The sequence below is a fragment of the Thermomonospora curvata DSM 43183 genome (genome assembly GCF_000024385.1).
Taxonomy (GTDB): domain Bacteria; phylum Actinomycetota; class Actinomycetes; order Streptosporangiales; family Streptosporangiaceae; genus Thermomonospora; species Thermomonospora curvata.
The window spans coordinates 3,685,606-3,712,250 of sequence record NC_013510.1 but is presented as its reverse complement, the minus strand read 5'-3'; the positions used below and the strand labels follow the sequence as shown (position 1 = coordinate 3,712,250).

Genomic DNA, 26,645 nt, shown 5'->3' with positions numbered 1-26,645 from the left:
GGTAAGGTCGGGCGGGATGAGCACCATGCAGCGGTCCCGGGGGGCTTCGGACGCGCCCTCGCGCCTGCATTTCCTGTGCGAGCTGCTGCGTTTCGGCACCGTCGGGACCATCGGCACCGTGATCACGATCGGCGGCGCCAACCTGCTGCGCGAACGGCTGTGGGAGAGCCCGGTCACCACCGTGCTCATCCCCACGATGATCTCCACGCTGTTCTCCTACCTGGCCAACCGGCACTGGACCTTCCGGCACCGCGACAGCGACGGCTCCGGCCGCGAGATGGCGCTGTTCTTCGGCCTCAACGGCGTGGGCATGGCGATCCAGGCCAGCTGCACCGCCTTCACCTTCTACACCCTGCATCTGCACGACGCGCTGTCGTACAACGTGGCGCTCGTGGTGGGGCTGGCTTTGGCCTCCGCATGGCGCTACTGGTCCTACCGCAGGTGGATCTTCACCCCCGCCGTCCGTGTCTGACCGCCTGGCCGAGGAGTGGCGGCGGCATCGCCCGGCCGTCTTCGGCGTCGCCTACCGGATCCTCGGCAGCGTCGCCGACGCCGAGGACGTGACCCAGGACGTGTGGCTGCGCGCCGCGGGCGCCCGCCTGGAAGAGGTCCGGGACCTGCGCGCCTGGCTGGTCACGGTGGCCGCGCGCCGCTCCTATGACCTGCTGACCTCGGCCCGGGCCCGGCATGAGGACTACATCGGCCCCTGGCTGCCCGAACCGCTGCTGACCGGTCCGGACGCCGCCGAGCCGGTGCTGGTGGACGACCTGGTCGGCACCGCGATGCTGCTGGTGCTGCGGGAGCTGTCGCCGCCCGAGCGGATCGCGTTCGTGCTGCGCCAGGCGTTCGATGTGCCCTATGACCGGATCGGCCGGGTGCTCGACAGGTCGCCGGCCGCCTGCCGGCAGCTGGTCTCACGGGCGCGCCGCCGCATCGCCGCCCGCATGCGAGGGAACGGGCCGCGCGCCTCCCGCGCCGAGCGGGAACGCGTGATGGCGGCCTTCCGGGCGGCCCATGAAAAGGGCGACACGGCCGCGCTGGCGTCGCTGCTCGACCCGGAGGCGGTGTACATCACCGACGGCGGCGGCGAGGTCTTCGCCGCGCGCAAACCCATCGTCGGGAATGTGCGGATCGCCGAGACGCTGCTGCGGGTGGCCCGCCGCCCGGTGCCCGCCGCGTTCGTCCCCGCCGAGGTCAACGGCGAGCCCGGCCTGCTGGTCTACCGGGACGGACGGCTGGTCGCCGTGGACACCGCCGAGATCGCCGCGGGACGGATCGTGGCGTACCGCAGGGTGCTCAATCCCCGCAAACTGCGCGGGATCCGCCCCCGCGGGGCCTGACCGCGGAGAAAAACCCGTCACACGGGCATGGGCGGCGTCGTCTCCCTGGTGAAACCGACCCAGGGAGCATGCATGGAAGCACGCATGGACCTCGCCAAGACCGCGCCGAAGCCGTATCAGGCGGTCCTGGCGGCCTATCGGACGCTGGCGGAAGGGCCGCTGGATCCGGTCGTCCAGGAACTGGTGAAGATCCGCGCCTCGCAGCTCAACGGCTGCGCGTTCTGCCTGGACCTGCACGTCCACGAGGCGCGCCGGCGCGGTGAGAGCGAGCAGCGCCTGGCGCTGGTGGCGGCCTGGCGCGAGGCCCCGGTGTTCAGCGAGGCCGAACGGGCGGCCCTGGCCTACACCGAAGAGGCCACCCGGCTGTCCGAACGCGGGGTGAGCGAGGAGGTCTGGCAGGCGGTGACCGCCTGCTTCGACCAGGAGGAGGCGGGCGCGCTGGTCGTCCTGGTGGCCTTGATCAACGCGCTCAACCGGCTGGGGGCGCCGCTGCGCAGGCGGCCTGCGGTGCGCTGAAACACCGTGCCCCGGCCGCACGTGGCCGGGGCACGGCCTTGCCGGTTCACCGGGGGCGCGGTGTCACCGGCGGTAGTAGTCCGGCTGGGTCTGCACATTGAGCAGGTCCAGCTTGACCTTCTTTCCCTTGCCGACGATGTCGTGGATCGCGTTGGCGCCCTTGTTGGGCCCGACGGCCTTGTTGCAGGTGGCGCCGCCGCCGAGCTCGTCGGTGAAGACCACCTTGTCCGCCTTGTTGTTGAAACCTTGTTGTTGAAAGTGGCCGAGTGCCGGAAGGTGAAATTCTCGGTGTCGCGGACGACGCCGATGACCTTCGGCTTCTCCGGGGCGGAGATGCCGAACAGTGCGCCGTCGCCCATGCAGGCGCCCGCCGCCAGGTCCTTGCCGGGGTAGGCGGTGATGTCGTGGCAGCCGGTGGTCGGGTAGGTGGTGCTGCCCTCACCGGGGTTGCCGCCGTCGGGGAACAGCACCGGCTCGGCCACCACCGCGGCCTCCGCCGGCCTCTTCAGCGGCACCTTGATGATCGGGATCTGGTCGAAGGGGTACTGGCAGTCCGGCCCCACCGAGCTCGGACCCGGCAGGTAGGAGGAGACGTAGACCGAGTCCTTGTTCCTGCCCTTGCCCGGCACCGGCGTGTGGGTGTGCGAACCGCAGCCGGTCTCCACGGCCTTGGCATAGCGCGGGTTGCGCACGTCGCTGATGCCGAAGATCTTGATGCCCTCCCAGGCGGTCGGGTCGGTGACCGGCTCGGCGGTGCTCTGGCAGGAGTCGTCGCTGCGCGAAGAGCCGGTGGACGGGAACAGCGGATTCCCCATCACCGAGACGTCGTTCTGCGACCCGGGGCGCGCAGTTCGACCGGCTTTACCTCACCTTGGTGATCGGACATCACGAGGGCGCCCTGACGATGGCCGACCGGGTACTGGCCGAGGGCACCGATGTGCTGGTGCAACAGATGGCCAAGGAGGTGCTCACCGGCCAGCGGGCGGAGATCGTCCGGATGCGCGACCTGCTGCGCGGCCTGGAGGAGTGAGACCGGCCCGGCCGCCTGAACGGCGCATCCGGGACGGCGGCCATCGGATCAGGCGATGCGGGCTGCACCGGTGCCCGGCCGCGCTCGGCCGAGCGCCAGGGCCTCGCCCTCCTCCAGGCGGCGGCGCAGCTGCGCCGATCCGGCGCCGAGCGCGGTGACCAGGACTCCGGGACCGGCCAGCGGCAGCACCGCCAGGCCCTCGGCGGCATGCGCCGCAGAATCCCGGCCGGAGGCGGTCAGGCCGGGACCGGCCAGCAGCACCGAACCGACCGCCCCGGCACCCCCCAGCACGGCGCCGCTGGTGCGGACGGCCGGATCGGTCAGATCCAGTTCGTGGCGCAGCAGCGGCCTGCCGCCGTAGGTCACATCCAGCCGGCCGGCGTGCCGTCCGGGCCGCTCCCCGTGCCGTCCCAAGATCAGCTCTTCCCGCCACCGCAGCGCACCGCCCTCGGCCAGGTCGATCGAGGCCGTCGCGCGGTGCCGGGACCCGGCCGCCGCCACGGTCGGCTCGGGCGCGAAGTCCAGGTGGCCGCCGGCGCCGACCCGGGCCCGCACGGTGAAGCGCGACTCGCCCTCGCCCGGCAGCACCAGCGTGCTCGCCACCGACCGGATCGCCAGGCGCGCGCCGGGACCCACCACCACTTCCAGCGTCAGTTCGTCCCCGCCCAGCGGGCCGGCCGCCGCGCCCACCAGGTAGACCGCATCAGGAGTCTGGCGCAGCGCCAGCGGGCCGTCTGAGCGCAGCTCGCTCAGGCGCGTCCGCCCATGGGGGCCCGCCTCGGCCACCACCGCGGCCCGGGCCGCATAGCGGCGGCTCATCCCACCGGGTGGCGGTGGCCGATCAGCCCGCGCACCCAGCCGGCCACCTCCGGCGCGTCCGGCTCCTGCCGCAGCGAGGTGAACAGCACCGGGCGGCCGGCGCGCACCGCGGCCGCGTCGGCGGCCATCACCGCCAGGTCCGCGCCGACCAGCGGGGCCAGATCCGTCTTGTTGATCACCAGCAGGTCCGAGGCGGTGACGCCGGGGCCGCCCTTGCGCGGCACCTTGTCGCCGCCGGAGACGTCCAGCACGAAGATCTGCCGGTCCACCAGGCCCCGGCTGAAGGTGGCGGTCAGGTTGTCGCCGCCGCTTTCCACGATGACCAGGTCCAGCGGGCCGTGGCGGCGCTCCAGGTCCTCGATCGCCTCCAGGTTGGCGGAGATGTCGTCGCGGATGGCGGTGTGCGGGCAGCAGCCGGTGCGCACCGCGCTGATCCGGTCGTCCGGCAGCACCGCGGCCCGGCGCAGGAAGTCGGCGTCCTCGGTGGTGTAGATGTCGTTGGTCACCACCGCCAGCGACAGTTCCTCCCGAAGCGCCCGGCACAGCGCGGCGGTCAGCGCGGTCTTGCCGCTGCCGACCGGGCCGCCGATGCCCAGCCGCAGCGCCCGGCCCGCGGTGTCGGGGGCGTGGTGGGGGTCGTCGCCGTGAAAGGCACCCAAGGCAGTTCCTCCAACGCTTCAGGATTCGAAAAGACGCAGGTCGGCCTGCAGATGAAGCTCGGCGTACAGGTCCAGCAGCGGGGCGGAGACGGCCGGCAGCTCGGCCGGATCGGCCGCGGCGCAGCCTGCGGCCCGCGCGGCGACGGCATCGATGTCGCCGGCCAGCTCCGCCAGCGTCCGGTGCACGGCCAGCGGGTCCAGCCCCAGCAGCCGCACCGCCGCCGACGCCGGCCCGCTCACCGCCCCGTAGGCGGCGATCGCCGCGGCCTGCCGCGGGCCGCCCCCGGCCACGGCGGTCGCCGCGCCCAGCACCACCGGATGGTGCGGGCCCGCCTCGTGCAGCTCGCCCAGCGCGTCCAGCTCCGCCACCGGCCAGGTGGCGCGCACCGCCCGCAGCAGTGAACGGCCCTGGGCGCGGGAGGCCCGCCGCTGGGCGGGGGAGGGGGTGCGCGCATCGGCCTCCGCGTCCAGCCGCGCCCAGTCGTCGCGGCCACCGGCGCAGGCGGCGGCCGCCAGCGCGGCGGCGACCAGCCCGGCGGTGGCCAGCCTCCCGCGCAGAAAGCCCGCCAGGGCGGCCGGGTCGGTGACCGCCCCGGCGGCGGCCGCCGGCTCCAGCCCCCCGGAGTGGGCGTGCCCGCCCGCCGGCAGCCGCGAGTCGGCCAGCAGCAGCAGCGCGGCGTCCATCACAAGCCGCCCATCAGAACAGGAAGTAGCGCTGGGCCATCGGCAGCTCGGCGGCCGGGGCGGGCTCGACCTCCTCGCCGTCGATGGTGACGGTGAAGGTGTCCGGGTCCACCTCGATGGCCGGCAGCGCGTCGTTGAGCGGCAGGTCGGCCTTGCCCAGGCGGCGGGTGTTCTTGACCGGCACCAGCGGGCGGTTCACCGCGATCTTGCCGGCCAGGCCGTCCTCGATCGCCGCCGGGGCGACGAAGTGCACCGAGGTGGCGGCGGCCGCCGCGGGCGCGGCGCCGAACATCGGACGGGGCAGCACCGGCTGCGGGGTGGGGATGGAGGCGTTGGCGTCGCCCATCGCCGCCCAGGCGATCACCCCGCCCTTGAGCACCACCGACGGGCGCACCCCGAAGAACGCCGGCTCCCACAGCACCAGGTCGGCCAGCTTGCCCGGCTCCACCGACCCGACCAGGTCGTCCAGGCCGTGGGCGATGGCCGGGTTGATGGTGTACTTGGCCACATAGCGGCGGGCCCGCAGGTTGTCGGCGGGCTCGGCGCCGTCGCCCGGCAGGGAGCCGCGGCGCTCCTTCATCACGTGCGCGGTCTGCCAGGTGCGGATGACGGTCTCCCCGATCCGGCCCATCGCCTGGGAGTCCGAGCCGATCATCGAGATGGCGCCCAGGTCGTGCAGGATGTCCTCGGCCGCCATGGTGGTGGGGCGGATCCGGGACTCGGCGAACGCCAGGTCCTCGGGCACCGCCGGGTTGAGGTGGTGGCACACCATCAGCATGTCCAGGTGCTCGTCCAGGGTGTTGACGGTGTGCGGGCGGGTCGGGTTGGTCGAGGACGGCAGCACGTTGGGGTGCGCGGCGACGGTGATGATGTCGGGGGCGTGCCCGCCGCCGGCGCCCTCGGTGTGGTAGGCGTGGATCGACCGGCCGGCGATCGCCTCCAGGGTGGACTCCACGTACCCGGCCTCATTCAGGGTGTCGCTGTGCAGGGCCACCTGCACGCCGGAGGCGTCGGCGACCTTCAGGCAGGCGTCGATCGCCGCCGGGGTGGACCCCCAGTCCTCGTGCAGCTTGAACCCGCAGGCCCCGGCGCGCAGCTGCTCCCACAGCGCCTCGGAGGAGACGGTGTTGCCCTTGCCCAGCAGCGCCACGTTGACCGGCCAGACATCCAGCGCCTCCAGCATCCGGTGCAGGTACCAGGCGCCGGTCACCGTGGTGGCCTTGGTGCCCTCGGCCGGGCCGGTGCCGCCGCCCAGCAGCGTGGTCACCCCGGCGCCCAGCGCCTCTTCCACCAGCTGCGGGCAGATCAGGTGCACGTGGGAGTCGATCGCCCCGGCGGTCAGGATCTTGCCGTTGCCGGCCAGCACCTCGGTGGACGGCCCGATCACCAGGTCCGGGTGCACCCCGTCCATGGTGTCGGGGTTGCCGGCCTTGCCCAGCGCCACGATCCGTCCGTCGCGGACGCCCACGTCCGCCTTGACGATCCCCCAGTAGTCCAGCACCACCGCGCCGGTGATCACCAGGTCCACGGCGCCCTCGGCGCGGGTGGTGCGGGCCTGGCCCATCGATTCGCGGATCACCTTGCCGCCGCCGAACACCGCCTCATCGCCGGCCCCGGCCGCTCCCATGGAACGGTCCTCGGTGACCTCGATGAACAGGTTGGTGTCGGCCAGGCGGATGCGGTCGCCCGTGGTCGGGCCGAACAGCGCCGCATAGCGGGCGCGCGACAGTTCAGTCATCGAGTGCTCCGGCGCTCTCGCTTCGCAGGCCGGGGACCACGCGGTTGCCGGCCAGGGGGACCAGGGACACCTCGCGGGTGATGCCGGGCTCGAACCGCACCGCGGTGCCCGCCGGGACGTCCAGCCGGCGTCCCCAGGCGGCCTTGCGGTCGAACTCCAGCGCGGGGTTGGCCGCGGCGAAGTGGTAGTGCGAGCCGACCTGGATCGGCCGGTCCCCGGTGTTGACCACCGTCACCGTCACCCGCTCGCGTCCGGGGTTGAGCTGTACGGGCCGCTCGCCCGGCACGATCTCGCCCGGGATCATGGGATCGGCCTGTGCACGGTCACGAGCTTGGTCCCGTCGGGGAAGGTCGCCTCGACCTGGACCGACTCCAGCATCTCCGGCACCCCTTCCATCACGTCGTCGCGGGTGAGCACGGTGCGCCCGGCCTGTATCAGCTCGGCCACCGTGCGTCCGTCCCGGGCGCCCTCCAGCACGTAGGCCGCGATGATCGCGGTCGCCTCGGGATGGTTGAGCCGCAGCCCGCGCGCCCGCCGCTCCCGAGCCACCTGCGCGGCCACATGGATCAGCAGTCGTTCCTGTTCGTGTGGGGTGATCAGCACTTGATCGACGCTAGCGGCCCGCGGCGTCGCCACAACGTTTTGAATATGGATTTAATCCCGATTTAACAGTGGGTGGGGCTTAAACGGCCAGGTTGGCGGCCTTGTCGGGAGATGAGATCTCCCCATTTGGATGGATCGTTCCAAAGGTAAGTGATCATTTAGTAACACGCCCATTACGGGCGTGCATTATGTCTGAAATGTCAAGATCTGAAGCTCCCCTGCGTCGAGATCTTGGGAGGTGTTCCTTGCCGACGACGGAACAGTCGCAGGGGTTGAGCCGGCGCTCCTTCCTGGCCAGGGTGGGAGTGACCGGCGGCGCAGGGGCTATGTTCGCCACCATGGGCGCGCTGGGATTGGCGCCCTCCGCCGAGTCGGCGACCAAGGTTCCCTTTCAGCCGCCGCAGCCGTCGGACTTCCGGCTGCGCGGCCGCGGCGCCGCCAAGGTGCTGATCCTGGGCGGCGGCGTGGCCGGGCTCGCCGCCGCCTACGAGCTGGGCAAGGCCGGCTACGACTGCACCGTGCTGGAGGCCCGCGACCGGGTGGGCGGACGCAACCTCACCATGCGGGGCGGCGACAAGCTGGAGGAGATCGACGGCGCCACCCAGCGCGCCAAGTTCAGCGACGGCCAGTACATGAACATGGGACCGGCCCGCATCGCGCAGTGGATGACCACCATGGACTACTGCCGCGAGCTGGGCGTCCCGCTGGAGGTCTTCGCCAACGCCAACGCCGAGGCGCTGATCTACAACGAATCGGCCGGGATGACCGCGCCGGTCAAGTGGCGCACCGCCAAGGCGGACGTGTACGGCTACATCTCCGAGCTGCTGGCCAAGGCCACCGACCAGGGCGCACTGGACCAGCAGCTCAGCGCCACCGACAAGGAGCGGCTGCTGTCGTTCCTGTCGGACTTCGGCGCGATCGGCCCCAAGAGCAGCGGTTACGCCTACACCGGCACCGGCCGGCGCGGCTACACCGTCGACCCGGGCGCCGGGGACCAGGCGGGCACCGTGCTGGGGCCGCCGCCGTCGCTGTCGCAGGTGCTGGCCAGCGGGGTCGGCCGCTCCTTCTCCTTCGAGCTGGGCTACAGCCAGGCCATGATGATGTTCCAGCCGGTCGGCGGCATGGACGCCATCCCCCGGGCGCTGGCCAAGGCCGTCGGCAACGGCCGGATCAAGACCGGGGCCAAGGTCACCAAGATCACCAACCTCCCCAACGGCGTGGAGGTCCAGTACGTCCTCAACGGCAAGACCAAGGTCGCCAAGGCCGACTACGCGATCGCCACGCTGCCGCCGCACGTCATGGCCAAGATCCCCCACAACCTGGGGGCGAGCGTCCAGGCCGCGCTGGAGTACCCGACCGTCAGCTCCGCCGGCAAGCTCGGCATCGAGTACACCCGCCGCTGGTGGGAGCTGGAGGACAACATCTACGGCGGCATCACCAACACCGACCTGGACATCTCGGTGATGTGGTACCCGTCCTACGGCTACCACGGCAAGCGCGGCGTGCTGCTGGCCTACTACAACTCCGGCCGCAACGCCCAGACCTACGACCCCCTGACCCACGCCCAGCGGCTGGAGCGGGCGCTGAACGCGGGCGCCAAGATCCACGGGGCCAAGTTCAAGAAGGACATCGCCGCCTCCCTGTCGATCGCCTGGCGCCGCCAGCCCTTCATCGAGGGCGCCTGGGTCAACTGGCCCAGTCGCGGCGCCGAGTACAGGCTGCTCAACCAGCCGCAGGGCCGCGTCTACTTCTGCGGCGACTGGCTCAGCTACGAGATCGCCTGGATGCACGGCTCGTTCGAATCGGCCCGCAAGGTCGTCACCGAACTGCACCAGCGGGTGCTGAAGTCCTGAGGAGACCCCATTGCGTCGCAAGATCATCGCTGGTGCCGTCGCCACGACCCTGCTGGTCGGCGTCGGCGGGGCGGCCTCGGCGGCCCCCAAGAGCAAAAAGCCCAAGGCGCCCAAGCCCCATGAGGTGATCGTGGCGCTGCCGGAGGGATCGGCCACCCCGAACATCGCCAACGGGGTCTCGGTGGGCGCGCACGTGGCCACCTACACCGCCAGCGGCACCGGGCCGGCGGCCGCCAACACCGCCGCCCCCGCCGGCACGCCCGAGCGCTACATCGACTTCCCCGGCGGCAAGCTGCCCCCCGGCGTCACCATCACCGAGGCCCAGGGCATCAACGCCCTCAAACAGGTCAGCGCCAACCTGGAGGCCGTCGGCCTCACCCCGCGGGATGTGATCTCCATGCGGGTGTACCTGGCCAACCCGCCCGGCTCCGACAGCGCCGACTTCAACGGCTGGAACCGCGCCTACCGGCAGTTCTACGCCAACACCGATCTGACCACCGGCAAGCCCATGGAGGTGCCGCTGGGCTCGGCGGCCCCCGCCGAGCCCATGTACGTCAACCCGGCCCGTCCCTCCCGGGTCGCGCTGGAGGTGGAGAACCTGCCCGTTCAGGGGTGGCTGGTCGAAGTGGAGGTGGTCGCCGCCTACCCCGAGAAGTGAGCGGAGAACCGCCTGCGCCCTGCGCCGACTGAAAGGAGGAGACCAGGCGTCCCACCGGTGACTCCCCGCCGGTGGGACGCCGCTTCCATGCCCGGCCCGGTGGTCAGAAGCGGATGAACTCCAGGGTGCGGCGGCCCACCGGCGCGTCGCGGGCGTGGTCGATCGCCACCCAGTCCTCACCGAGGCCCTGCAGCCGGCCGGCCCACGCGCTCGCCGTCCGCGGCGCGGTACACCAGCACGTAGGAGATCTTGTCCTCGACGGTCCCGACGGCGACCAGGCCGCCGGTGACCCTGGTCCCCCAGGGCGGCGATAAGGACGTCACCCCCGGGTCGGGGGCGGTCCACCGGGTGCGCCCGGTCGCCATGTCCAGCAGCGCCGGCCCCCCGCGCCACAGGGTCCGGCCGGTCGCCGGGTCGATGACCGTGAACGGGCCCTTGTCCACCAGGTCCTCTTTCCGCCAGTCCACGATCACCTCGTCGGTGACGCGCCGCGTGTACTGGTCGCTGGAGGGCGAGCTCCACAGTTGCCGTCCGGTGGCGGCGTCCAGCCCCACCACCGCCTCATCGTTCAGGACCACCGCGACCCGGCCCATGAGCACCGTCGTGTTGGAACCGGTGGGCATCTGCGCCGACCATCGCGGTGGCGGCCCCTCCTGCCTCGGCGTCCAGTGGGGGACGTCCGACACAGAGAGGTCCGGCACGGAGAAGTCCGAGGTGCAGGCGGCGGGGGCCAAGGCGGCCGCGATCGCCGCGCCGATGCGCAACCCCGCGGGCAGGCTCATGATCGCACTGTGCCGGGGCGGTCCGGCCCCCCGGGCGGGACGGGGCCGGGGCGGTGGAGCGGGATTAGACTCGCGGCGTGGCAGGCCGGATTCGCAACGAGGACATCGCGCTCGTCCGTGAGCGGTCGCCGATCGCCGACGTCGTGGGGGAGTACCTCCAGCTGCGCAGCGCGGGCGGCGGCGACCTGAAGGGGCTGTGCCCCTTCCACGATGAGAAGACCCCCTCGTTCAACGTGACCCCCTCCCGAGGGCTGTACTGGTGCTTCGGCTGCGGCGAAGGCGGCGACGTCATCACCTTCGTGCAGAAGATGGAGCACCTGACCTTCGTCGAGGCGGTCGAGCGCCTGGCGGCCCGGGCCGGCGTCGAGCTGCGGTACGAGGAGGGCGGCTACGCCCCCCGCCGCCAGGACGGGCAGCGCGCCCGCCTGATCGAGGCGCACAAGGCCGCCGCCCAGTTCTACGCCGAGCAGCTGGCCGGTGAGGAGGCGGCGATCGGCCGGCGTTTCCTGGCCGAGCGCGGCTTCGACGCCTCGCACGCCGAGCACTTCGGGGTGGGGTACGCCCCCCGCGGCTGGGAGACGCTGGTCAGGCATCTGCGGGGCCGCGGTTTCACCGACCGGGAGCTCATCGCCGGCGGGCTGGCCCGCGAGGGCCGGCGCGGCCCGGTCGACCGGTTCCGGGGACGGCTCGTGTGGCCGATCCGCGACATGACCGGCGATGTGATCGGGTTCGGCGCCCGCAAGCTGTATGAGGACGACGACGGGCCCAAGTACCTCAACACCCCTGAGACCCCGCTGTTCAAAAAGAGCACCGTGCTGTACGGGGCGGACCTGGCCAAAAAGGAGATGGCCCGGCGCCGCCAGGCGGTGATCGTCGAGGGCTACACCGATGTGATGGCCTGCCATCTGGCGGGGGTGACCACCGCCGTGGCCACCTGCGGCACCGCCTTCGGCGAAGAGCACGCCAAGCTGCTGCGCCGGCTGCTGATGGACCAGCCGGACGCCCGCGCCGAGATCATCTTCACCTTCGACGGGGACGCCGCCGGGCAGCGGGCCGCGCTGCGCGCCTACGAGCAGGACCAGCGGCTGGGCGCGCAGACCTTCGTGGCGGTGCAGCCGGACGGGCTGGACCCCTGCGACCTGCGGCTCAAGCACGGGGACGCGGCGGTGCGCGACCTGATCGCCTCCCGCACCCAGCTTTTCGAATTCGTCATCCGCGCCACCATCGAACGCTACGACCTGACCACCAACGAGGGCCGGCTGGCCGCGCTGGACGCCGCCGCCCCGGTGGTGGCCGGCATCAAGGACGCCGGGCTGCGCAAGATGTACGCCACCAGCCTGGACCGCTGGCTGGGCATCATGGACGAGCGGTTCGTGCTGCGCCGCATCCGCGAGCAGGCCGGCCGGGCGCGTGCGGGCGGCGCCGCCCGGACGGGCGTCGCCGGCGGCCGGCCGGAGCGGGCGCGCCCGGCGGCCGCAGAGCCCGGGCACGACCTCGGCGACCCGGACGTGCAGCGCGAATGGGAGCTGCTGAAGCTGGCGGTGCAGCGCCCGGCGGTCGTCGGCCCGGCCTTCGACCAGTTGCCCGAGTCGGCCTTCACCGCCCCGCCGCACGCCGCCGTGCGCGCGGTGATCGCCCAGGCCGGCGGGGTGGCGGCGGCGAGCGGGCCGGACTGGGCGGTGCGGCTGCGCGAGGCGGCCCCCAATGAGCGGGTGGCCGCGTTGATCACCCGGCTGGCGGTGGAGCCGCTGCGCCTTGCCGGGGAAACGGACGACCGATACGCCAATGAACTGCTCGCCCGGATCTGGGAACGCCAGCTCACCGGGGAGATCGCCGCGCTGAAGGCCAAACTCGAACGGCTGAATCCGGTCGAGCATCCGGACGACTACAACCGCCTGTTCGGCGATCTGGTGGCGCTTGAGCAGCAGAGACGCGTGATGCGGGAACGAGCCATCGGGTCCCTATAGCACATTTTCCCGAAAAATGGGTGCTGTGATCTAGCACTCGATTGACGCACACTGTCACTGTGGGCCCTTCGGTGCTGCCAAGCCAAGCGCCATCGGTTGACCAGGTGGCGGACCTTGTCGTGCGTGGGAGAGAGCACGGCGGCGTGACCGTCGACGACGTCGCCGCCGCGATCGACCGTTCCGAGCTGCCGGCGGACTCGCTGGAGCGGGTCGTCCTGGCGCTCGCCGAACAAGGAGTGGAGGTCCTGGAGTCTCCCGGCGAGACCGGGGAGCTTTCCCGAGCCGACGAGGACGACCTCGGCAAACGGGTGCCGACCAGCGACCTGGTCCGCATCTACCTGCGGGAGATCGGGCGCGTGCCGCTGCTGACGGCGGAAGAGGAAGTCGAACTCGCCAAAACGATAGAGGCGGGCCTGTTCGCCGAGGAGAAGCTGGCCCGGGCGGCCTTCATCTCCCCCAGGGAACGGCTCGACCTCGAACTCATCGCGCGTGAGGGGGCGCGCGCGAAACAACGCCTCATCGAGGCCAACCTGCGCCTGGTGGTCTCGATCGCCAAACGCTACGTGGGGCGGGGAATGCTGTTCCTCGACCTCATCCAGGAGGGGAATCTCGGCCTCATCCGCGCGGTCGAGAAATTCGACTACACCAAAGGCTTCAAGTTCTCCACCTACGCCACCTGGTGGATCCGCCAGGCGATCACCCGGGCGATCGCCGACCAGGCCCGGACCATCCGGATCCCGGTGCACATGGTGGAGACCATCAACAAGCTGGTGCGGGTGCAGCGGCAGCTGCACCAGGACCTGGGCAGGGAGCCGACGCCCGCGGAGATCGGCGCCGAGATGGGGCTGCCGGCCGAGCGGGTCGTGGAGATCCAGCGCATCGCGCAGGAACCGGTGTCCCTGCAGTCCCCCATCGGCGAGGAGGACTCCGACCTCGGCGACTTCATCGAGGACGCCGACGCCGTGGTCCCGCTGGAGGCCGCCGCGTTCATCCTGCTGCAGGACCAGCTGGAGGACATCTTGTGCACGCTGTCGGAGCGGGAGCAGCGCATCATCCAGTTGCGCTTCGGCCTGACCGACGGCCACCCCCGCACCCTGGAGGAGGTCGGACGCGAGTTCGGGGTGACCCGCGAGCGCATCCGCCAGATCGAGTCCAAGACGCTGGCCAAGCTCCGCCACCCCTCCCGCGCGCAGATGCTGCGCGAGTATCTGGAATAGGGGGAAACCCGCGAGTGCAGCCCGTGACCTGGCAGGAGGCCAAGTCGCGGGCTTTTGCTCCCCGGGTGCGGCGCCACCGGCCGAAGACGGCCGCCGGCCCGTCGAAGGACCGCCGCTAGGATCGCTCCGATGACGGCCCCTTCCCTCGACGGCAGGCGCTTTCGCGCCGTCGCCGACGTGTCCGGCGGCGAGGTCACACCCGCCACGATCTTCACCTACCACGAGCGGGACGGCGAGATCTGGGCCTGCTACGCCGGAGGTGAGATCCGGCGCGGCTACCTGGTGGGCACCCGCGACGGCGACCGCCTGGACTTCCGCTACACCCAGCTCAACACCGCGGGTGAGACGGCCAACGGCCACTGCGTGTCGGTGGTGCGGGTGCTGCCGGACGGGCGGCTGCGGCTGGAGGAGACCTGGGAGTGGGAGTCCCGGCCGGGCAAAGGCACCAGCGTGGTCGAAGAGATCCAACAAGGGGCATGAGGCCCCGCCGGTCGTCTACGGTGGGGGCATGCTGATCGTCACGACTGATGGCCTGCCGGGTTTCGAGATCCGCAGGGTGCTCGGCCCGGTGTTCGGGGTGGCCGTGCACAGCGATCAGGGCGGGGGCGCGGCCCCGGCGTCCAACAGCGGCACCTTCCGCGTGCCGGCCGCCGAGCAGCCGGGCCCCGGACTGGCCGCCGCCCGGCGGGAGGCGATCCAGCGACTGGCCGAGGAGGCCCAGCGGATGGGGGCCAACGCGGTGGTGGGCATGTGCTTCGACAACGCCTTCGTCGCCGGCGGACCGGGCCGGGGCGGCCATGAGGTGTGCGCCTACGGCACCGCCGTGGTGGCCGAGGCGGCTCCCGCCCAGCAGCCGGGCCAGCACCCCTACTCCCAGGCGGTCCCGCAGCCGCATCCGAGCCGTCCGCCCGTGGTCGCCCGCAACCTGACCATCGGCCTGCACGGCGACGGCACCCACTGAGAACCCCTCGAGGCGGCGTCCGGCCGGACGCGACCTCCCCGGGCCGAGCCGGCGGTCCCCGGGGGCGGGTCAGCCGCGGCCGGCGCGTTCGGCGCGGACCCGTTCCACCACGTCCCGGGCGGCGGTTTTGATCGACTCCAGCTCCTGCAGGTAGGACCAGTAGTCCGGGTGCGGGCCGCGGAGCTTGGCCGGGGCCGCCTCCAGGCGCCGTACCAGGGCGTCCAGGTCCCGGGCGTGCCGGGGAGAGATGGCCGAACCGGCGGTGACCACCAGCCGCTGGGCGTCGCGCACGGTGAAACGGACCGCCTCGGCGGGCGCCGAGGGGTCGGCCGCGGTGGCCTCCAGGTCGGCCAGCCGCCCGGTGACCTGCCCGGCCCGCCGGTCGGCGGCGTTCAGCTCGGTGCGCGCGGCGGTCAGCGCCCGCTGGGCCTGCGCCCACTCGCCCCGCCCGGCGTGCGCCTCGGCCTCGGCGATGCGCTCCCGCGCCCGGGCCACCCCCTCCTCGATCGCACTCGGGGCGTTCTTCAGGTCCTGCCAGCACGCCAGCGAGTAGCCGCGCAGCAGGCGGCTCATCGCCTCCCGCACCGGCTCGATCCGCCCGGCCACCGCCTCCACCCGGGTGCGCACCGCGATCAGCGCATGCCGGACCTTCTCGGCGGCCTTCGGCAGCTCCTCGGCCTGCTCGCGGGCGGTCTCGGCCAGCCGGCGCGCCTCGTCGGCCGCCTCCATCGCCCCCGACAGGCCCAGCCCGCCCAGCCCCGGGGCGGACACCTTGGCCAGCAGGTCGTGCGCCCGGGCCAGCACGGCCTCGGGCTCGGCGGCGTCCATCCCGGCCCGCCGGGCCCGCTCGATGGCCTCCTCGGCCGCCGCCACCGCCTGCCGGGCGGCCGTCAGGCGGGGCGGCAGCTGATCCAGCGCGGCCTCCAGCCGCTCCAGCCGCGCCCCCAGCCGGACGGCGAAGGCGTTCAGCTCCTCGGTGACGCCGGTGAGCCGTTCGAGCACGGCCGTCAGGGCCCGCCGCGCGGCGTCGTACTCGGCCGCCGACCGGCTCTCGTCGTCGAGGTTGTGGGCGTCCAGCACGGTGATATAGGCGCGAGCGGCGTGGTCGGCCTTGCCGTTGAGGTCGGCGAACTCGCGCTGGGCGCTCTCTGCGGCGGCCGGGTCCAGATCGGCGAAGAGGGTGACCCGCCCGCCGACGTACCGCTGCGTCTGCTCCATGTCGTAGAAGGCGGTGGCGGCGTTCTCCCGCACCGCGACCGCGGCCGCCCTGGCGGTCTGCGCCGCCCCGTCGCGGCGGCCCCGCCGACGCCGTTCGCCCGCTCCCCGCACTGCGCCTCCGCCGTGCCGTCCTGCTCCGACCGGCCCGGGACGGGCCGTCCCGTGGCCTGATCTTTGGCTCCCCCTAGTCTCGCTCACGCCAGGCAGTGCGTTCATCCTCCCAGGACGGTTCGATCCTGCCGTTTGCGGGCCGACGGGACGCAGCGGAACGGATAGCATCGCCACGACGTCTTACGGATGTCGGCCTTCGGTCGATGGCGACTGGAAAAGCAACCTGGAGGTACTGTTGGGCGTCAGTCTGAGCAAGGGCGGCAATGTCTCGCTCACCAAGCAGGCACCCGGCCTGACCGCGGTCACCGTCGGCCTGGGCTGGGATGTGCGCACCACCACCGGTACCGACTTCGATCTGGACGCCTCGGCCATCGTCGTCGACGCCTCCGGCAAGGTGCTGTCGGATCAGCACTTCGTCTTCTTCAACAATCTGCGCAGCCCGGAGGGCGCCGTGGTGCACAGCGGCGACAACCTCACCGGGGCGGGAGAGGGCGACGATGAGCAGATCAAGGTCGACCTGACCGCCCTGCCCCCGCAGGCGCAGCGGGTGGCGTTCGCCGTCTCCATCTACGAGGCCGACTCGCGCGGCCAGAACTTCGGCCAGGTCCGCAACGCCTTCATCCGCGTGGTCAACCAGGCCGACGGCAACGAGCTGGCCCGCTATGACCTGTCCGAGGACGCCTCCACCGAGACCGCCATGGTTTTCGGTGAGCTTTACCGCCACGGCGCGGAGTGGAAATTCCGCGCCATCGGCCAGGGCTATGCCTCGGGACTGGCCGGCATCGCTATGGACTTCGGGGTCAACGTCTGATTTCGTCTTCCGTATCCGGACCGGGCACCGAAGATCCGGCTCCGGGGACGCGCAAGGGACCAGCAGGCAGCACAAGGGAGTAGGAGCAGCCGACCATGGGAGTTTCCCTCGCCAAAGGCGGCAACGTCTCGCTGACCAAGGCCGCGCCCAACCTGACTGCAGTGTCGGTCGGCCTGGGCTGGGATGTGCGGACCACGACCGGCGCGGACTTCGACCTGGACGCCTCGGCGCTGATGCTGGGCGCCAACGGCAAGGTCCTCTCCGACCGGCACTTCGTGTTCTACAACAACCTGCGCAGCCCCGACGGCTCGGTGGAGCACACCGGTGACAACCTCACCGGTGAGGGCGAGGGCGACGACGAGGTCATCAACGTCGATCTGACCGCCGTCCCGCCCGAGTGCGAGCGCATCGTCTTCCCGGTGTCGATCTATGACGCCGACAACCGCGGCCAGACCTTCGGTCAGGTCCGCAACGCCTTCATCCGCATCGTCAACCGGTCCGACAACTCCGAGCTGGCCCGTTTCGACCTCACCGAGGACGCCTCCACCGAGACCGCAATGATCTTCGGTGAGCTTTACCGCTATCAGTCCGAGTGGAAGTTCCGGGCGGTCGGCCAAGGGTATGCTTCGGGCTTGGCCGGTATCGCCATGGACTTCGGCGTCAACGTAGGCTGATCGCTGACGCTACCCCGCCGACCAGAAATTCGTTCATGATTCTTCGCACCTTCGGGTGGTCGTTCGCCATCACCGGTTTGGGCCTGCTCGCCGCACTGCTGTACGGCGGGCCGGCCGGGCTGGCGCTGGTGGCCGTCCTCGCCGTTTTGGAGATCTCGCTCTCGTTCGACAACGCCGTGGTCAACGCCAAGGTGCTGGAACGGATGAGCACCTTCTGGCAGAAGATCTTCCTGACCATCGGCATCGCCATCGCGGTGTTCGGCATGCGGCTGCTCTTCCCGCTGCTGATCGTCGGGATCACCGCTCAGATGACGCCGATCGAGGCCTTTGATCTGGCCTTCAACGATCCGAAGGAATACGCCCACCGGATGCATGAGGCGTATCCGACGATCGCGGCGTTCGGCGGCATGTTCCTGATGATGCTGTTCCTGGACTTCGTGTTCGAGGAACGCGCGGACAAATGGCTGCCGTGGCTGGAACGCCCGCTGGCGCGGATCGGCAAGCTCGACCAGCTCTCGGTGGTCGTGGCGGCCGGTGCCCTGGCCTTGGTGGCCGGGCTGTTCGCCGAGGACACCGGCCAGGTGATGATCGCCGGCGTGCTGGGCATGGTGACCTACATCCTGGTCAACGGGCTCGGCGAGCTGTTCTCCCAGGGCGGCGAGGACGACGGCGACGGCGAGGAGGAGGTCAAGGTCCCCGCCGTCAAGGGCACCACCGGCCCCAACGGGCTGGTGCTGGCCACCGGCAAGGCCGGGTTCTTCCTGTTCCTGTACCTGGAGGTGCTGGACGCCTCGTTCTCCTTCGACGGGGTCATCGGGGCGTTCGCCATCAGCACCGACCCGGTCGTCATCATGCTGGGCCTGGGCATCGGTGCGATGTACATCCGTTCGCTGACGGTGTTCCTGGTGCGCAAGGGCACCCTGCACGAGTACGTCTACCTCGAGCACGGCGCGCACTGGGCCATCGGCGCCCTGGCCGTCTGCATGCTGATCAGCATCGCCGTCCACGTCCCCGAGGCGATCACCGGCGGGCTCGGCGCGGGTCTGATCATCGCCGCCTTCCTGTCCTCGGTGCTGCGCAACCGGCGCGAGCGAAACGGCGCCTCACCGGGCGCGGCCGGCCCAGACGGGGCGGAGGAACTGCACCCCACGAGCGTGTCGGGGAGCGGGGCGCTGACCGGGGAATGATGCGGCCATGTCCGTCTCGCTGAGCAAGGGGCAGAAGGTCTCGCTGGCCAAGCCGGACGGCGGCGCGCTCACCCGGGTCAGGATGGGCTTGGGCTGGGACCCGGTGGTCAAAAGAGGGCTGTTCGGCCGGTCCAAGACCCAGCCGACCGACCTGGACGCCTCCTGCCTGCTGTTCGACGCCTCCGGCAACCTCGTGGACGCGGTCTGGTTCCGCCAGCTGCGCAGCAAGGATGGCGCCGTGCAGCACACCGGCGACAACCTCACCGGTGACGGCGAGGGGGACGATGAGTCGATCCGGGTCGACCTGACCGCGCTGCCGGGCAACGTCGCCCAGCTGGTGTTCACCGTCAACTCCTTCAGCGGGCAGGACTTCTCGCAGATCGCGGGCGCCTTCTGCCGGCTGGTGGACGAGAGCACGGGCCGGGAGCTGGCCCGCTACGACCTGTCGGGCTCCGGGCCGCACACCGCGCAGATCATGGCCAAGGTGAGCCGGGAGGGCTCCGGCTGGTCGATGACCGCGATCGGGGCCACCGCCACCGGCCGCACCTTCCAGCACCTGCTGCCCGTGGTGACGCAATACCTGTGAAGCGCCCGTGCTCTCGCCGCCGGGGCGGATGGGCCCACGGCACTCCACGGCCCCGGCGGGGGTGCGAGGGCCGGCCCGTCCCGGCCCGCCGCACCGGGTGCTCTGACGCACGATTCACCTGTCCAAATGCCACAGATAGGCATATCTCCCGTATATGGTTCCGGGATGCGGACCGGGCCCGCCGTGCGGTGCCGTTGCTCTGGGGCCTGGCAGGCCGTGGAAAGGAACCGCTCCCATGCGACACTTCGACCACGTCTCCGCCGCCCGGCGCAAACGCCTGTTCTTTCGTCAGCCCCGCCCCTTCGACCGTGACACCGACCCGGCGCTGCTGGCGGTGGCGCTCGGCGCCACGCTCTACAGTCCGGCGACCCGCCCCACGCTGGCCCACGACATCGTCAAGGCCGTCCGGCACGGTGTGATGAGCATGGTGGTGTGCCTGGAGGACGCCATCCCCGACGACCAGGTGCCCGCGGCCGAGGCCAACATGATCGACCAGCTGCGCCGCGTCCACGCCTCCGGCAGCGCCGCCCCGCTGCTGTTCATCCGGGTCCGCACCCCCGAGCAGATCGGCGACCTGACCCGGCGGCTGGGCGATGCGGTCGAGCTGGTCAGCGGATTCGTGCTGCCGAAGTTCACCGCGGCCACCGGTGGAGCGTTCCTGGACGCGCTGGTGCAGACCAGCCCGCTGGCCGCGCGCCGGCTGCTGGCCATGCCGGTGATCGAGAGCCGGGAGGCCATCTACGCCGAGACCCGCGCCGAGATGCTGCAGGACGTGGCGCGGCTGCTGGCCAAGTACGCCGACTCGATCCTGGCGGTGCGGCTGGGCGCCACCGACCTGAGCGCCGCCTACGGGCTGCGCCGCCCGCCCGACCTGACCATCTACGACATCCAGCCGGTGGCCGCGGTGATCGCCGACGTGGTCAACGTGCTGGGCCGGGCCGACGGCACCGGCTTCGTGGTCACCGGCCCGGTCTGGGAGTACTTCTCGGCCGGGGAGCGGATGTTCAAGCCCCAGCTGCGGCAGTCGCCGTTCGAACGCCGCGCCGCCACCGGGCTGCGCCGCCACCTCATCAGCGCCGAACTGGACGGGCTGATCCGCGAGGTGCACCTGGACAAGGCCAACGGGCTGATCGGCAAGACCGTCATCCACCCCTCCCACGTCGCGGCCGTGCACGCGCTGTCGGTGGTCACCCACGAGGAGTACTGCGACGCCGCCGACATCCTCGGGGTCGACGGCGGCGGCGCCATGGCCAGCTCGTATGCCAACAAGATGAACGAGGCCAAGCCCCACCGGGCCTGGGCCGAACGGCTCATGCTGCGCGCCCAGGTGTTCGGGGTGGCGGCGGAGGACGTCACGTTCGTGGAACTGCTGGAAGCGGCGGGCGGCCTGTGACCGGGTGGAACGGCGCCTGGGTCGCCGAGCGGCTGGGCATCGCGCTGCGCGATGCCGACCGTCCCTTCGGGGCCGGCCTGCGCGACCTGGTCGGCCTGGCGGTGCGGCGCAACCCGCGCCGCGCCCACCTGCTGGTCTCGGCGGTGCTGGGCAAGCACGTGCCGACCGACCCCCGCCTGGTCCACGGGGCCGGCCTGCTGCTGGGCCGCCGCATCGCCGGACTGCCGCAGCCGGCCGCCGATGCCGCCGGCGCCGCCCTGCGCGCCGCCCTGGCCGCCGAACGGAACCCGCCGGACGGTGCGCGGCCCGCCGCGCGCCTGCGGGACATGCTGCGGGAGGCGCCGGCGGCCCCGATGCCCGCGCTGGTGATCGGCTACGCCGAGACCGCGACCGCGCTCGGCCACTCGGTGGCCGACGCCCTGGGCGGCGCCGTCTACCTGCACTCCACCCGCCGCCCCGTCCCGGGGGTGCCGCCGTACGGGGGGTTCGAGGAGGAGCACAGCCACGCCACCAGCCACCTGCTGCTGCCCGCCGACCCGGCGCTGATGGAGACCGCCGGGCCGGTGGTGCTGGTCGACGATGAGCTGTCCACCGGCACCACGGCGCTCAACACGATCCGCGCCCTGCACGCCGCGCACCCCCGCGACCACTACGTGCTGGCGTCCCTGGTGGACGTGCGCGGCCCGCAGGACCGGGCGCGCATGGCGGCCCTCGCCGACGAGCTGGGGGCGCGCATCGACGCGGTCGCGCTGGCCCGCGGCCGGGTGGAACTGCCCGCGGACGTGCTGCGGGCGGGCCGGGAACTGGTGGCCGCCACCGCTTGCGCACCCGCCCCGCCCCGGCCGTGCGGCCGCGCGCACCCGCTCGTCAGGATCGATCTGGCCTGGCCGCAGGACCTGCCGGAGGGCGGCCGGCACGGCTTCCTCCCCGAGCACCGCCGGCACCTGGAGGCCGAACTGCCGGCCATGGCCGCCCGGCTCGCCGAGACGCTGCCCGCCGCGGCGCGCCGGGTGCTGGTGCTGGGCTTTGAGGAGCTGATGTACGCGCCGCTGCGGCTGGCCGAGGCCCTGGCCGACCTGCTGCCGGCCGCACAGGTCCGCTATTCGACCACCACCCGCTCCCCGGTGCTGGCCGTGGACGACCCCGGGTACGCCATCCGCACCCGCCTGACCTTCCCCGCCCACGACGACCCGGCCGACGGCCCCGGGGAGCGCTACGCCTACAACGTGGCCCCCGGCGGCGACCGTGACCGCGCGTTCGAGGCGATCGTGCTGGTGGTGGACCGGGCCGGGGACACCCCGCTCCTGGAAAAGGGACTGGCGGCCCGGCTGCGTGAACTCGCCCCGGTCACCATGGCCGTGCTGCCCGTCCGCACGCCCGCCCGAAGGGGGGATCGTTGAGCACGCGCACGTTGCCGAGCCCGCTGCGCGGCCCGGACTTCGGCAGCTACCCGGCCGAGGACGTCGCCTGGCTGCTGAAGGACCTCTCGCACGTCCGCCTGGAGGCGCCGGCCGAGGAACGGGAGGCGGCGATCCAGTCCGGCCGCGCCCACTACGCCGAGTCGCTGCCGGTGGAGTACCGGCCCAGCCCGCAGTACCAGGAACTGTTCCACCGGGCGCTGCAGGAGTCGGCCACCCGGCTGGCGTACGCGGTCGGGCTGGTCGCCGAACTGATCCTGGCCGAGCGGGGTCCGGGGGCGGTGCTGGTCTCGCTGGCCCGCGCCGGCACCCCCATCGGCGTGCTGATCCGGCGCTGGGCCCGCGCGATCCACGGGCTGGAGCTGCCGCACTATGCGATGAGCATCGTGCGCGGCCGGGGCATCGACCGCGTCGCACTGCGCTACCTGGCCCGCCACCACGACCCGGCGGCGGTCATGTTCGTGGACGGCTGGACCGGCAAGGGCGCCATCGCAAGCGAGCTGGCCGCCGCCCTGGACGCCCACGCCCGGGAGGAGGGGGTGCGCTTCCCCGGCGAGCTGGCGGTGCTGGCCGACCCCGGGCGCTGCGCGGAGATCTTCGGCACCCGCGACGACTTCCTCATCCCCTCGGCCTGCCTGAACTCCACCGTCTCCGGCCTGGTCAGCCGGACGGTGCTCAACGATGAGCTGATCGGGCCGGGCGACTTCCACGGCGCCAAGTTCTACGCCGAACTGGCCGCGGGCGATGTGTCGGGGCTGTTCATCGACACCGTCTGCGCCCGCTTCGAGCAGGTCGCCGCGCAGGTCGCCGCCGACTGGCCCGCCCATCGCGCCGCCGACCGCAGGCCGGACTGGGCGGGCCGGCGGGCGGTGCGGCGGATCGGGGAACGCTACGGCATCGACGACCTCAACCTGATCAAACCGGGGGTGGGGGAGACCACCCGGGTGCTGCTGCGCCGCGTCCCCTGGCAGGTGCTGGCCCGCGCCGACATGCTGGACCGCCGCGAGCTGGCCCACATCAGGCTGCTGGCGGCCGAACGCGGCGTCCCCGTGGTCGAGGTGGAGCCGGACGCCTTCCCCTACGCCTGCATGGGCCTGATCCGTCCGCACCCGCACCGGGGCGGTGCGCGATGAGGACGGTGGTGTGCACCGACCTGGACCGGACGCTGATCTACTCGGCCGCCGCGCTCGCCCTGGAAGGACCCGACGAGACCCTGCCCCGGCTGCTGTGCGTGGAGCACTACCGGGCCGCGCCGCTGTCGTACGTCACCGAGACGGCGGCGATCCTGATCGAGCGGCTCGCCGAGGCCGCCGTGCTCGTCCCGGTGACCACGCGCACACCCGAGCAGTACCGCCGCGTCCGCCTGCTGGGCAAACCCCTCCCGTACGCCGTCTGCGCCAACGGCGGCCACATCCTGGTGGACGGGGCGGAGGACGCCGGCTGGGCCGGCCGGGTGCGCGCCCGCGTCGCCGAGACCGGCGCCGAGCTCGCCGAAGTCCGCGAGCATCTGAGCCGGATCGCCGGCGGGTTCGTGCACAGGCTGCGGACCGCCTCCGAGCTGTTCGCCTACGCCGTCGTCGACCGGGCGGCGCTTCCGGCGGGCTGGCTGGCGGAGCTGTCGGCCTGGTGCGCCGAACGCGGCTGGCGGACCTCCCTGCAGGGCCGCAAGGTCTACTGCCTGCCCTCGGGGCTGAGCAAGGCGTCCGCCGCCGCCGAGGTCGCCCGCCGCGCCGGCGCCGACCGGATGCTGGCCGCCGGGGACTCGCTGCTGGACATCGAACTGCTGGAGGCGGCCGACCTGGCGCTGCGCCCCTCGCACGGCGAGCTGGCCGAGACCGGCTGGAGCGCCCCCAACACCGCCGTCACCGCCGCGCGGGGCGTCGCCGCGGGCGAGGAGATCGTCGAGCGTCTCCTCGGCCACGTCCTGGACCCCGCCGCCATCCCCGCCACCGGCCGCTGGCGGCGTCTTCTGCGGCCCGCGGACCGGACGGGGAGCGAACCCGAACGGCTCTAGGCAGGCCGTCACCGGCGGTTCACGCTTGAAGGCATGAACACCCCTTTGACCGGGGACGAGACCGCGTTGTGGCGGGCGGCGGCCCGGGTCCTGGACGACAACTGGACCGGATGCGGCACCGCACCCTCTCCGGGGCTGTACCCGCACCTGTGGAGCTGGGACTCGGCGTTCATCAGCGTGGGACTGGCCCGGCACCGCAGGGAACGCGCCGAACGCGAACTGCTGTCGGTGTTCCGGGGCCAGTGGTCCGACGGGCTGCTGCCGCACATCGTCTTCCACCCCCGCCTCACCCGGCACGGCTACTTCCCCGGCTCCGACCTGTGGCGCAGCCGCACCATCGCGGGCACGCCCCGGGACCTGGACACCTCCGGCCTCACCCAGCCGCCGCTGCACGCCCTGGCGGCCCTGCGGCTGCATGAGTCGGCCACCGCCGACGAGGCCGAACGCAGCCGCGCCTTCCTGGCCCGCATCTACCGGCCGCTGGCCGCCCAGCACCGCTATCTGGCCCGCTGCCGCGACCTGGGCGGGGCGGGCCTGGCGGCCATCTGCCACCCCTGGGAGTCCGGCCTGGACAACAGCCCCGCCTGGGACCGCCCGCTGGCCGCCCTGGACCCGCCGCCGTCGGCGTACGCGCCCGGCCGCCCGCCGCGCCCGCCCGCCGGTGAGGACCACGACCGTTACGTGTGGCTGGTCGTCCTGCTGCGCCGGGCCGGTTACGCCCCCGGCCACCTGCGCGAGGAACATCCCTTCGCGGCCGAGGACCCGCTGTTCAACGCCGTCTACCTGGCCTCCGCGCACGCGCTGGCGGAGATCGCCGAGATCACCGGGCACGATCCGGTGCCGCACCGGGAGCAGGCCCAGCGCATCCACCGCGCCCTGCTGGATCGGCTGTGGGACCCCGAGGCGGGCTGTTTCCGGGCGCTGGACCTGCGCACCGGCCGTCTCATCCCGGCGCTGACCGTCTCGTCCTTCGGCCCGCTGCTGGACCCCGAGCTGCCCCGGCCCATCCTGCGCTCCCTGGTCGAGCTGCTGCTGTCGGGCCGCTTCGCCGGGGCCACCGGATACCCGGTGCCCACCTGCGACGTCCAGGCGTCCTGTTTCGACAGGGGGGACTACTGGCGCGGCCCGACCTGGATCAGCACCAACTGGCTGCTGTGGCTGGGAGCCGCCGCCCACGGCCTGACCGTGGTCGCCGACCTGCTGCAGGGCGCCACGCTGCGGCTGGTGCGCCAGTCGGGGTTCCGGGAGTACTTCGATCCGTTCGACGGCGCCGGCCGCGGCGGCCACGACTACAGCTGCTCGGCCTCGCTCGTGCTGGACCTGCTGGCCGCCCGCCGCGCCCCCCGGGCGGCCTGATCGGTACGGTGGAGCGCATGCTGCGGATCTTCACCCGCAACCGCCTGCCCGCGTCCGTGCGGGCCCGCCTGGAGCTGGCGCGCGGCGAGCGCCCGCTGGCCTTCGCTCCCACCCGGGGCGGCTCTCACGTGGTCGCCACCACCCTGGCGCTGCACCTGCCCACCGGTGACGGCGGCTTCGTCCGCTTGCCGTGGGAGCGCATCGACCGCGCCGTCTGGGAGAACGGGCGGCTGGTCGTTCAGGAGACCTCCGCGGGCCCGACGCACCGCATCGGGCTCACCGACCCCGGGTCGGTGCCCGAGACCGTCCGGGAACGGGTCACCTCCACCGTGGTGGTCTCTCACCCGGCGACCCTGCCCGGCGGCGGCAGGGTCCGCATCACCGGCCGCCGCTCGCCGGCCACCGGGGAGGTGCGCTGGGCGATGCTGTTCGAGGCCGGGCTCGACCCCGACGATCCGGGCCTGCGCGCCCAGGCCGAGCAGGTGCTGGAGGACCTGCGCCGCCAGACGGGCCTGTAAGGCCGTCTCAGCGCGGCCCGCGCCGCCCGGGCGTCCCGGTCTCCTTCGGGCCTTTGCCGGGACCGCCGGCGCCCGCGGGGCCCGCCCCGGTCCTGCCGGCCACTCCGGCGGGCGTGTCGGAGAACCTGCGCTCGCCGGTGCCCGGCGTCTCCGCTCCGGTCCGCTGCGCCGTCGGCACCCGCTCGCCCACCTCATCGGCCGGCCCGCCGGTCTCGGCGTGCCGCTTGCCGCCCATCTTCTGCTTGGCCGTCCCCGCCAGCTCCCCGGACTTGGCCCGCAGCGCCTCCGTGGTCTCCTGGACCCGCGGGTGCTCGGCCAGCTTGCGCGACTGCTGCACGATCTGCTCGTACCGCTCCCGGCCGGCCTTCGTTCCCAGCACATAGCCGACCGCCAGGCCCGCGAGGAACGGAATCCTGATCTTCATGGCACCCCCTGCTAGCTCTTGGGTGCCACCCCCATACCCACGATCGGCGAAGCCAGTCGGCGCCCTCCCGCATATACGTGCACGAGCACCTGTCCGGATGCGCTAGTC

At 72.5% G+C, this 26,645-nt stretch carries 29 protein-coding genes and 1 pseudogene; 20 read left to right on the top strand and 10 right to left on the bottom strand.

All coding sequences use genetic code 11. The features are described from left to right. The first annotated feature begins 16 nt into the window (after positions 1-16). From TCUR_RS15825 to TCUR_RS15815, 3 genes are all read left to right on the top strand, one after another. The gene (locus TCUR_RS15825) at positions 17-472 is read left to right on the top strand and encodes a GtrA family protein (protein ID WP_012853535.1); all 456 of its coding nucleotides are present in this window, start codon (positions 17-19) and stop codon (positions 470-472) included. Continuing rightward, a complete protein-coding gene (sigJ, locus tag TCUR_RS15820; RefSeq protein WP_012853534.1) occupies positions 465-1,340 on the top strand; it encodes an RNA polymerase sigma factor SigJ in 876 nt (291 codons plus the stop codon). Before TCUR_RS15825 ends, sigJ begins: the two co-directional genes overlap by 8 nt. Positions 1,341-1,412: 72 nt before the next feature. Beyond that, entirely contained in the window at positions 1,413-1,856 is a 444-nt protein-coding gene (locus TCUR_RS15815) for a carboxymuconolactone decarboxylase family protein (RefSeq protein ID WP_012853533.1), read from the top strand. A 63-nt stretch (positions 1,857-1,919) separates the two neighbouring features. On the opposite strand, the gene TCUR_RS27145 is transcribed toward TCUR_RS15815, so the two are convergent. Then, a complete protein-coding gene (locus TCUR_RS27145) occupies positions 1,920-2,078 on the bottom strand; it encodes a hypothetical protein (RefSeq protein ID WP_169313036.1) in 159 nt (52 codons plus the stop codon). A gap of 634 nt (positions 2,079-2,712) precedes the next feature. On the opposite strand from TCUR_RS27145, the pseudogene TCUR_RS25725 reads away from it, so the two are divergent. Then, a pseudogene (locus TCUR_RS25725) lies at positions 2,713-2,886 on the top strand (DUF305 domain-containing protein); the annotation flags it as partial. Positions 2,887-2,934: 48 nt separating this feature from the next. Here the strand turns inward: TCUR_RS25725 and TCUR_RS15805 are convergent. The 6 genes from TCUR_RS15805 to TCUR_RS15780 are packed head-to-tail and all read right to left on the bottom strand — an operon-like array spanning position 2,935 to position 7,389. After that, the gene (locus TCUR_RS15805) at positions 2,935-3,705 is read right to left on the bottom strand and encodes an urease accessory protein UreD (RefSeq protein WP_012853532.1); all 771 of its coding nucleotides are present in this window, start codon (positions 3,703-3,705) and stop codon (positions 2,935-2,937) included. Beyond that, on the bottom strand, positions 3,702-4,364 hold the full coding sequence (gene ureG, locus TCUR_RS15800) for an urease accessory protein UreG (protein WP_012853531.1): 663 nt from the start codon (positions 4,362-4,364) through the stop codon (positions 3,702-3,704). Before ureG ends, TCUR_RS15805 begins: the two co-directional genes overlap by 4 nt. Before the next feature lie 18 nt (positions 4,365-4,382). Continuing rightward, positions 4,383-5,048 carry an urease accessory protein UreF gene (locus TCUR_RS15795; protein WP_012853530.1) on the bottom strand — a complete coding sequence of 222 codons (666 nt, stop codon included), beginning with the start codon at positions 5,046-5,048 and terminating at the stop codon, positions 4,383-4,385. A gap of 13 nt (positions 5,049-5,061) precedes the next feature. Continuing rightward, positions 5,062-6,786 carry an urease subunit alpha gene (locus tag TCUR_RS15790; RefSeq protein ID WP_012853529.1) on the bottom strand — a complete coding sequence of 575 codons (1,725 nt, stop codon included), beginning with the start codon at positions 6,784-6,786 and terminating at the stop codon, positions 5,062-5,064. Then, complete coding sequence (locus TCUR_RS15785) at positions 6,779-7,090, bottom strand: urease subunit beta (RefSeq protein ID WP_012853528.1); 312 nt, start codon at positions 7,088-7,090, stop codon at positions 6,779-6,781. Before TCUR_RS15785 ends, TCUR_RS15790 begins: the two co-directional genes overlap by 8 nt. Further along, positions 7,087-7,389, bottom strand: coding sequence for an urease subunit gamma (locus TCUR_RS15780; RefSeq protein WP_012853527.1), 303 nt, complete (start codon positions 7,387-7,389; stop codon positions 7,087-7,089). The genes TCUR_RS15785 and TCUR_RS15780 overlap by 4 nt, the downstream gene beginning before the upstream one ends. A 338-nt stretch (positions 7,390-7,727) precedes the next feature. Here TCUR_RS15780 and TCUR_RS15775 point away from each other — a divergent pair, with 338 nt between their 5' ends. Further along, positions 7,728-9,242 (top strand): flavin monoamine oxidase family protein, encoded by a 1,515-nt coding sequence (locus TCUR_RS15775; RefSeq protein WP_245536874.1) that lies wholly within the window; start codon positions 7,728-7,730, stop codon positions 9,240-9,242. A gap of 10 nt (positions 9,243-9,252) precedes the next feature. Beyond that, on the top strand, positions 9,253-9,900 hold the full coding sequence (locus tag TCUR_RS15770; protein WP_012853525.1) for a Rid family hydrolase: 648 nt from the start codon (positions 9,253-9,255) through the stop codon (positions 9,898-9,900). A 176-nt stretch (positions 9,901-10,076) separates the two neighbouring features. Here TCUR_RS15770 and TCUR_RS15765 read toward each other — a convergent pair whose 3' ends face one another. After that, the gene (locus TCUR_RS15765; RefSeq protein WP_012853524.1) at positions 10,077-10,682 is read right to left on the bottom strand and encodes an outer membrane protein assembly factor BamB family protein; all 606 of its coding nucleotides are present in this window, start codon (positions 10,680-10,682) and stop codon (positions 10,077-10,079) included. 77 nt (positions 10,683-10,759) lie between these two features. On the opposite strand from TCUR_RS15765, the gene dnaG reads away from it, so the two are divergent. The 4 genes from dnaG (at position 10,760) to TCUR_RS15745 (ending at position 14,827) form a co-directional block, all read left to right on the top strand. Further along, on the top strand, positions 10,760-12,649 hold the full coding sequence (dnaG, locus tag TCUR_RS15760; protein ID WP_012853523.1) for a DNA primase: 1,890 nt from the start codon (positions 10,760-10,762) through the stop codon (positions 12,647-12,649). 71 nt (positions 12,650-12,720) lie between these two features. Next, a complete protein-coding gene (gene rpoD / locus TCUR_RS15755) occupies positions 12,721-13,866 on the top strand; it encodes an RNA polymerase sigma factor RpoD (protein WP_041442021.1) in 1,146 nt (381 codons plus the stop codon). 129 nt (positions 13,867-13,995) lie between these two features. Next, positions 13,996-14,346, top strand: coding sequence for an avidin-fold protein (locus tag TCUR_RS15750; RefSeq protein WP_012853521.1), 351 nt, complete (start codon positions 13,996-13,998; stop codon positions 14,344-14,346). A gap of 28 nt (positions 14,347-14,374) precedes the next feature. Then, complete coding sequence (locus tag TCUR_RS15745) at positions 14,375-14,827, top strand: YbjQ family protein (protein ID WP_012853520.1); 453 nt, start codon at positions 14,375-14,377, stop codon at positions 14,825-14,827. 69 nt (positions 14,828-14,896) lie between these two features. Here the strand turns inward: TCUR_RS15745 and TCUR_RS15740 are convergent, their stop codons facing one another. Further along, positions 14,897-16,156: a coiled-coil domain-containing protein gene (locus TCUR_RS15740; RefSeq protein WP_012853519.1), complete on the bottom strand. Its 1,260-nt coding sequence runs from the start codon at positions 16,154-16,156 to the stop codon at positions 14,897-14,899. Positions 16,157-16,391: 235 nt separating this feature from the next. Here TCUR_RS15740 and TCUR_RS15735 point away from each other — a divergent pair, with 235 nt between their 5' ends. The 10 genes from TCUR_RS15735 to TCUR_RS15690 all read left to right on the top strand — a co-directional run bounded on the left by TCUR_RS15735 (position 16,392) and on the right by TCUR_RS15690 (position 26,113). Further along, the gene (locus TCUR_RS15735) at positions 16,392-16,967 is read left to right on the top strand and encodes a TerD family protein (RefSeq protein ID WP_012853518.1); all 576 of its coding nucleotides are present in this window, start codon (positions 16,392-16,394) and stop codon (positions 16,965-16,967) included. Between the two features lie 95 nt (positions 16,968-17,062). Continuing rightward, complete coding sequence (locus tag TCUR_RS15730) at positions 17,063-17,641, top strand: TerD family protein (protein ID WP_012853517.1); 579 nt, start codon at positions 17,063-17,065, stop codon at positions 17,639-17,641. A 35-nt stretch (positions 17,642-17,676) separates the two neighbouring features. Continuing rightward, a complete protein-coding gene (locus TCUR_RS15725; RefSeq protein ID WP_012853516.1) occupies positions 17,677-18,828 on the top strand; it encodes a DUF475 domain-containing protein in 1,152 nt (383 codons plus the stop codon). Between the two features lie 7 nt (positions 18,829-18,835). Next, positions 18,836-19,414, top strand: coding sequence for a TerD family protein (locus tag TCUR_RS15720; RefSeq protein ID WP_012853515.1), 579 nt, complete (start codon positions 18,836-18,838; stop codon positions 19,412-19,414). Positions 19,415-19,649: 235 nt separating this feature from the next. Beyond that, on the top strand, positions 19,650-20,807 hold the full coding sequence (locus TCUR_RS15715) for an HpcH/HpaI aldolase/citrate lyase family protein (protein WP_012853514.1): 1,158 nt from the start codon (positions 19,650-19,652) through the stop codon (positions 20,805-20,807). Then, positions 20,804-22,207, top strand: coding sequence for a phosphoribosyltransferase family protein (locus TCUR_RS27140; RefSeq protein ID WP_012853513.1), 1,404 nt, complete (start codon positions 20,804-20,806; stop codon positions 22,205-22,207). The genes TCUR_RS15715 and TCUR_RS27140 overlap by 4 nt, the downstream gene beginning before the upstream one ends. Next, positions 22,204-23,358 (top strand): cysteine protease StiP family protein, encoded by a 1,155-nt coding sequence (locus tag TCUR_RS27135; RefSeq protein ID WP_012853512.1) that lies wholly within the window; start codon positions 22,204-22,206, stop codon positions 23,356-23,358. The genes TCUR_RS27140 and TCUR_RS27135 overlap by 4 nt, the downstream gene beginning before the upstream one ends. Beyond that, on the top strand, positions 23,355-24,239 hold the full coding sequence (locus tag TCUR_RS15700) for a hypothetical protein (protein WP_012853511.1): 885 nt from the start codon (positions 23,355-23,357) through the stop codon (positions 24,237-24,239). Before TCUR_RS27135 ends, TCUR_RS15700 begins: the two co-directional genes overlap by 4 nt. Before the next feature lie 33 nt (positions 24,240-24,272). Further along, positions 24,273-25,595, top strand: a complete 1,323-nt coding sequence (locus tag TCUR_RS15695) for an MGH1-like glycoside hydrolase domain-containing protein (protein ID WP_012853510.1) — start codon at positions 24,273-24,275, stop codon at positions 25,593-25,595. Between the two features lie 17 nt (positions 25,596-25,612). Beyond that, positions 25,613-26,113, top strand: coding sequence for a hypothetical protein (locus TCUR_RS15690; protein ID WP_012853509.1), 501 nt, complete (start codon positions 25,613-25,615; stop codon positions 26,111-26,113). Between the two features lie 7 nt (positions 26,114-26,120). Here TCUR_RS15690 and TCUR_RS15685 read toward each other — a convergent pair whose 3' ends face one another. After that, positions 26,121-26,537: a hypothetical protein gene (locus tag TCUR_RS15685; protein WP_012853508.1), complete on the bottom strand. Its 417-nt coding sequence runs from the start codon at positions 26,535-26,537 to the stop codon at positions 26,121-26,123. Positions 26,538-26,645 lie beyond the last annotated feature (108 nt).

Excerpts from the sequence above, each read along its gene's own strand:
- TCUR_RS15775 (WP_245536874.1), top strand. The coding sequence starts at position 7,728 with ATGGGCGCGCTGGGATTGGCGCCCTCCGCCGAGTCGGCGACCAAGGTT.
- TCUR_RS15745 (WP_012853520.1), top strand. The coding sequence starts at position 14,375 with ATGCTGATCGTCACGACTGATGGCCTGCCGGGTTTCGAGATCCGCAGG.
- TCUR_RS15685 (WP_012853508.1), bottom strand. The coding sequence starts at position 26,537 with ATGAAGATCAGGATTCCGTTCCTCGCGGGCCTGGCGGTCGGCTATGTG.
- TCUR_RS15695 (WP_012853510.1), top strand. The coding sequence starts at position 24,273 with ATGAACACCCCTTTGACCGGGGACGAGACCGCGTTGTGGCGGGCGGCG.
- TCUR_RS15805 (WP_012853532.1), bottom strand. The coding sequence starts at position 3,705 with ATGAGCCGCCGCTATGCGGCCCGGGCCGCGGTGGTGGCCGAGGCGGGC.
- TCUR_RS15750 (WP_012853521.1), top strand. The coding sequence starts at position 13,996 with ATGACGGCCCCTTCCCTCGACGGCAGGCGCTTTCGCGCCGTCGCCGAC.
- TCUR_RS15725 (WP_012853516.1), top strand. The coding sequence starts at position 17,677 with ATGATTCTTCGCACCTTCGGGTGGTCGTTCGCCATCACCGGTTTGGGC.
- TCUR_RS15785 (WP_012853528.1), bottom strand. The coding sequence starts at position 7,090 with ATGATCCCGGGCGAGATCGTGCCGGGCGAGCGGCCCGTACAGCTCAAC.
- TCUR_RS15825 (WP_012853535.1), top strand. The coding sequence starts at position 17 with ATGAGCACCATGCAGCGGTCCCGGGGGGCTTCGGACGCGCCCTCGCGC.
- TCUR_RS15765 (WP_012853524.1), bottom strand. The coding sequence starts at position 10,682 with ATGAGCCTGCCCGCGGGGTTGCGCATCGGCGCGGCGATCGCGGCCGCC.
- TCUR_RS15790 (WP_012853529.1), bottom strand. The coding sequence starts at position 6,786 with ATGACTGAACTGTCGCGCGCCCGCTATGCGGCGCTGTTCGGCCCGACC.
- TCUR_RS15815 (WP_012853533.1), top strand. The coding sequence starts at position 1,413 with ATGGAAGCACGCATGGACCTCGCCAAGACCGCGCCGAAGCCGTATCAG.
- TCUR_RS15720 (WP_012853515.1), top strand. The coding sequence starts at position 18,836 with ATGTCCGTCTCGCTGAGCAAGGGGCAGAAGGTCTCGCTGGCCAAGCCG.
- TCUR_RS15730 (WP_012853517.1), top strand. The coding sequence starts at position 17,063 with ATGGGAGTTTCCCTCGCCAAAGGCGGCAACGTCTCGCTGACCAAGGCC.
- TCUR_RS15690 (WP_012853509.1), top strand. The coding sequence starts at position 25,613 with ATGCTGCGGATCTTCACCCGCAACCGCCTGCCCGCGTCCGTGCGGGCC.
- TCUR_RS15795 (WP_012853530.1), bottom strand. The coding sequence starts at position 5,048 with ATGGACGCCGCGCTGCTGCTGCTGGCCGACTCGCGGCTGCCGGCGGGC.
- TCUR_RS15715 (WP_012853514.1), top strand. The coding sequence starts at position 19,650 with ATGCGACACTTCGACCACGTCTCCGCCGCCCGGCGCAAACGCCTGTTC.
- TCUR_RS15700 (WP_012853511.1), top strand. The coding sequence starts at position 23,355 with ATGAGGACGGTGGTGTGCACCGACCTGGACCGGACGCTGATCTACTCG.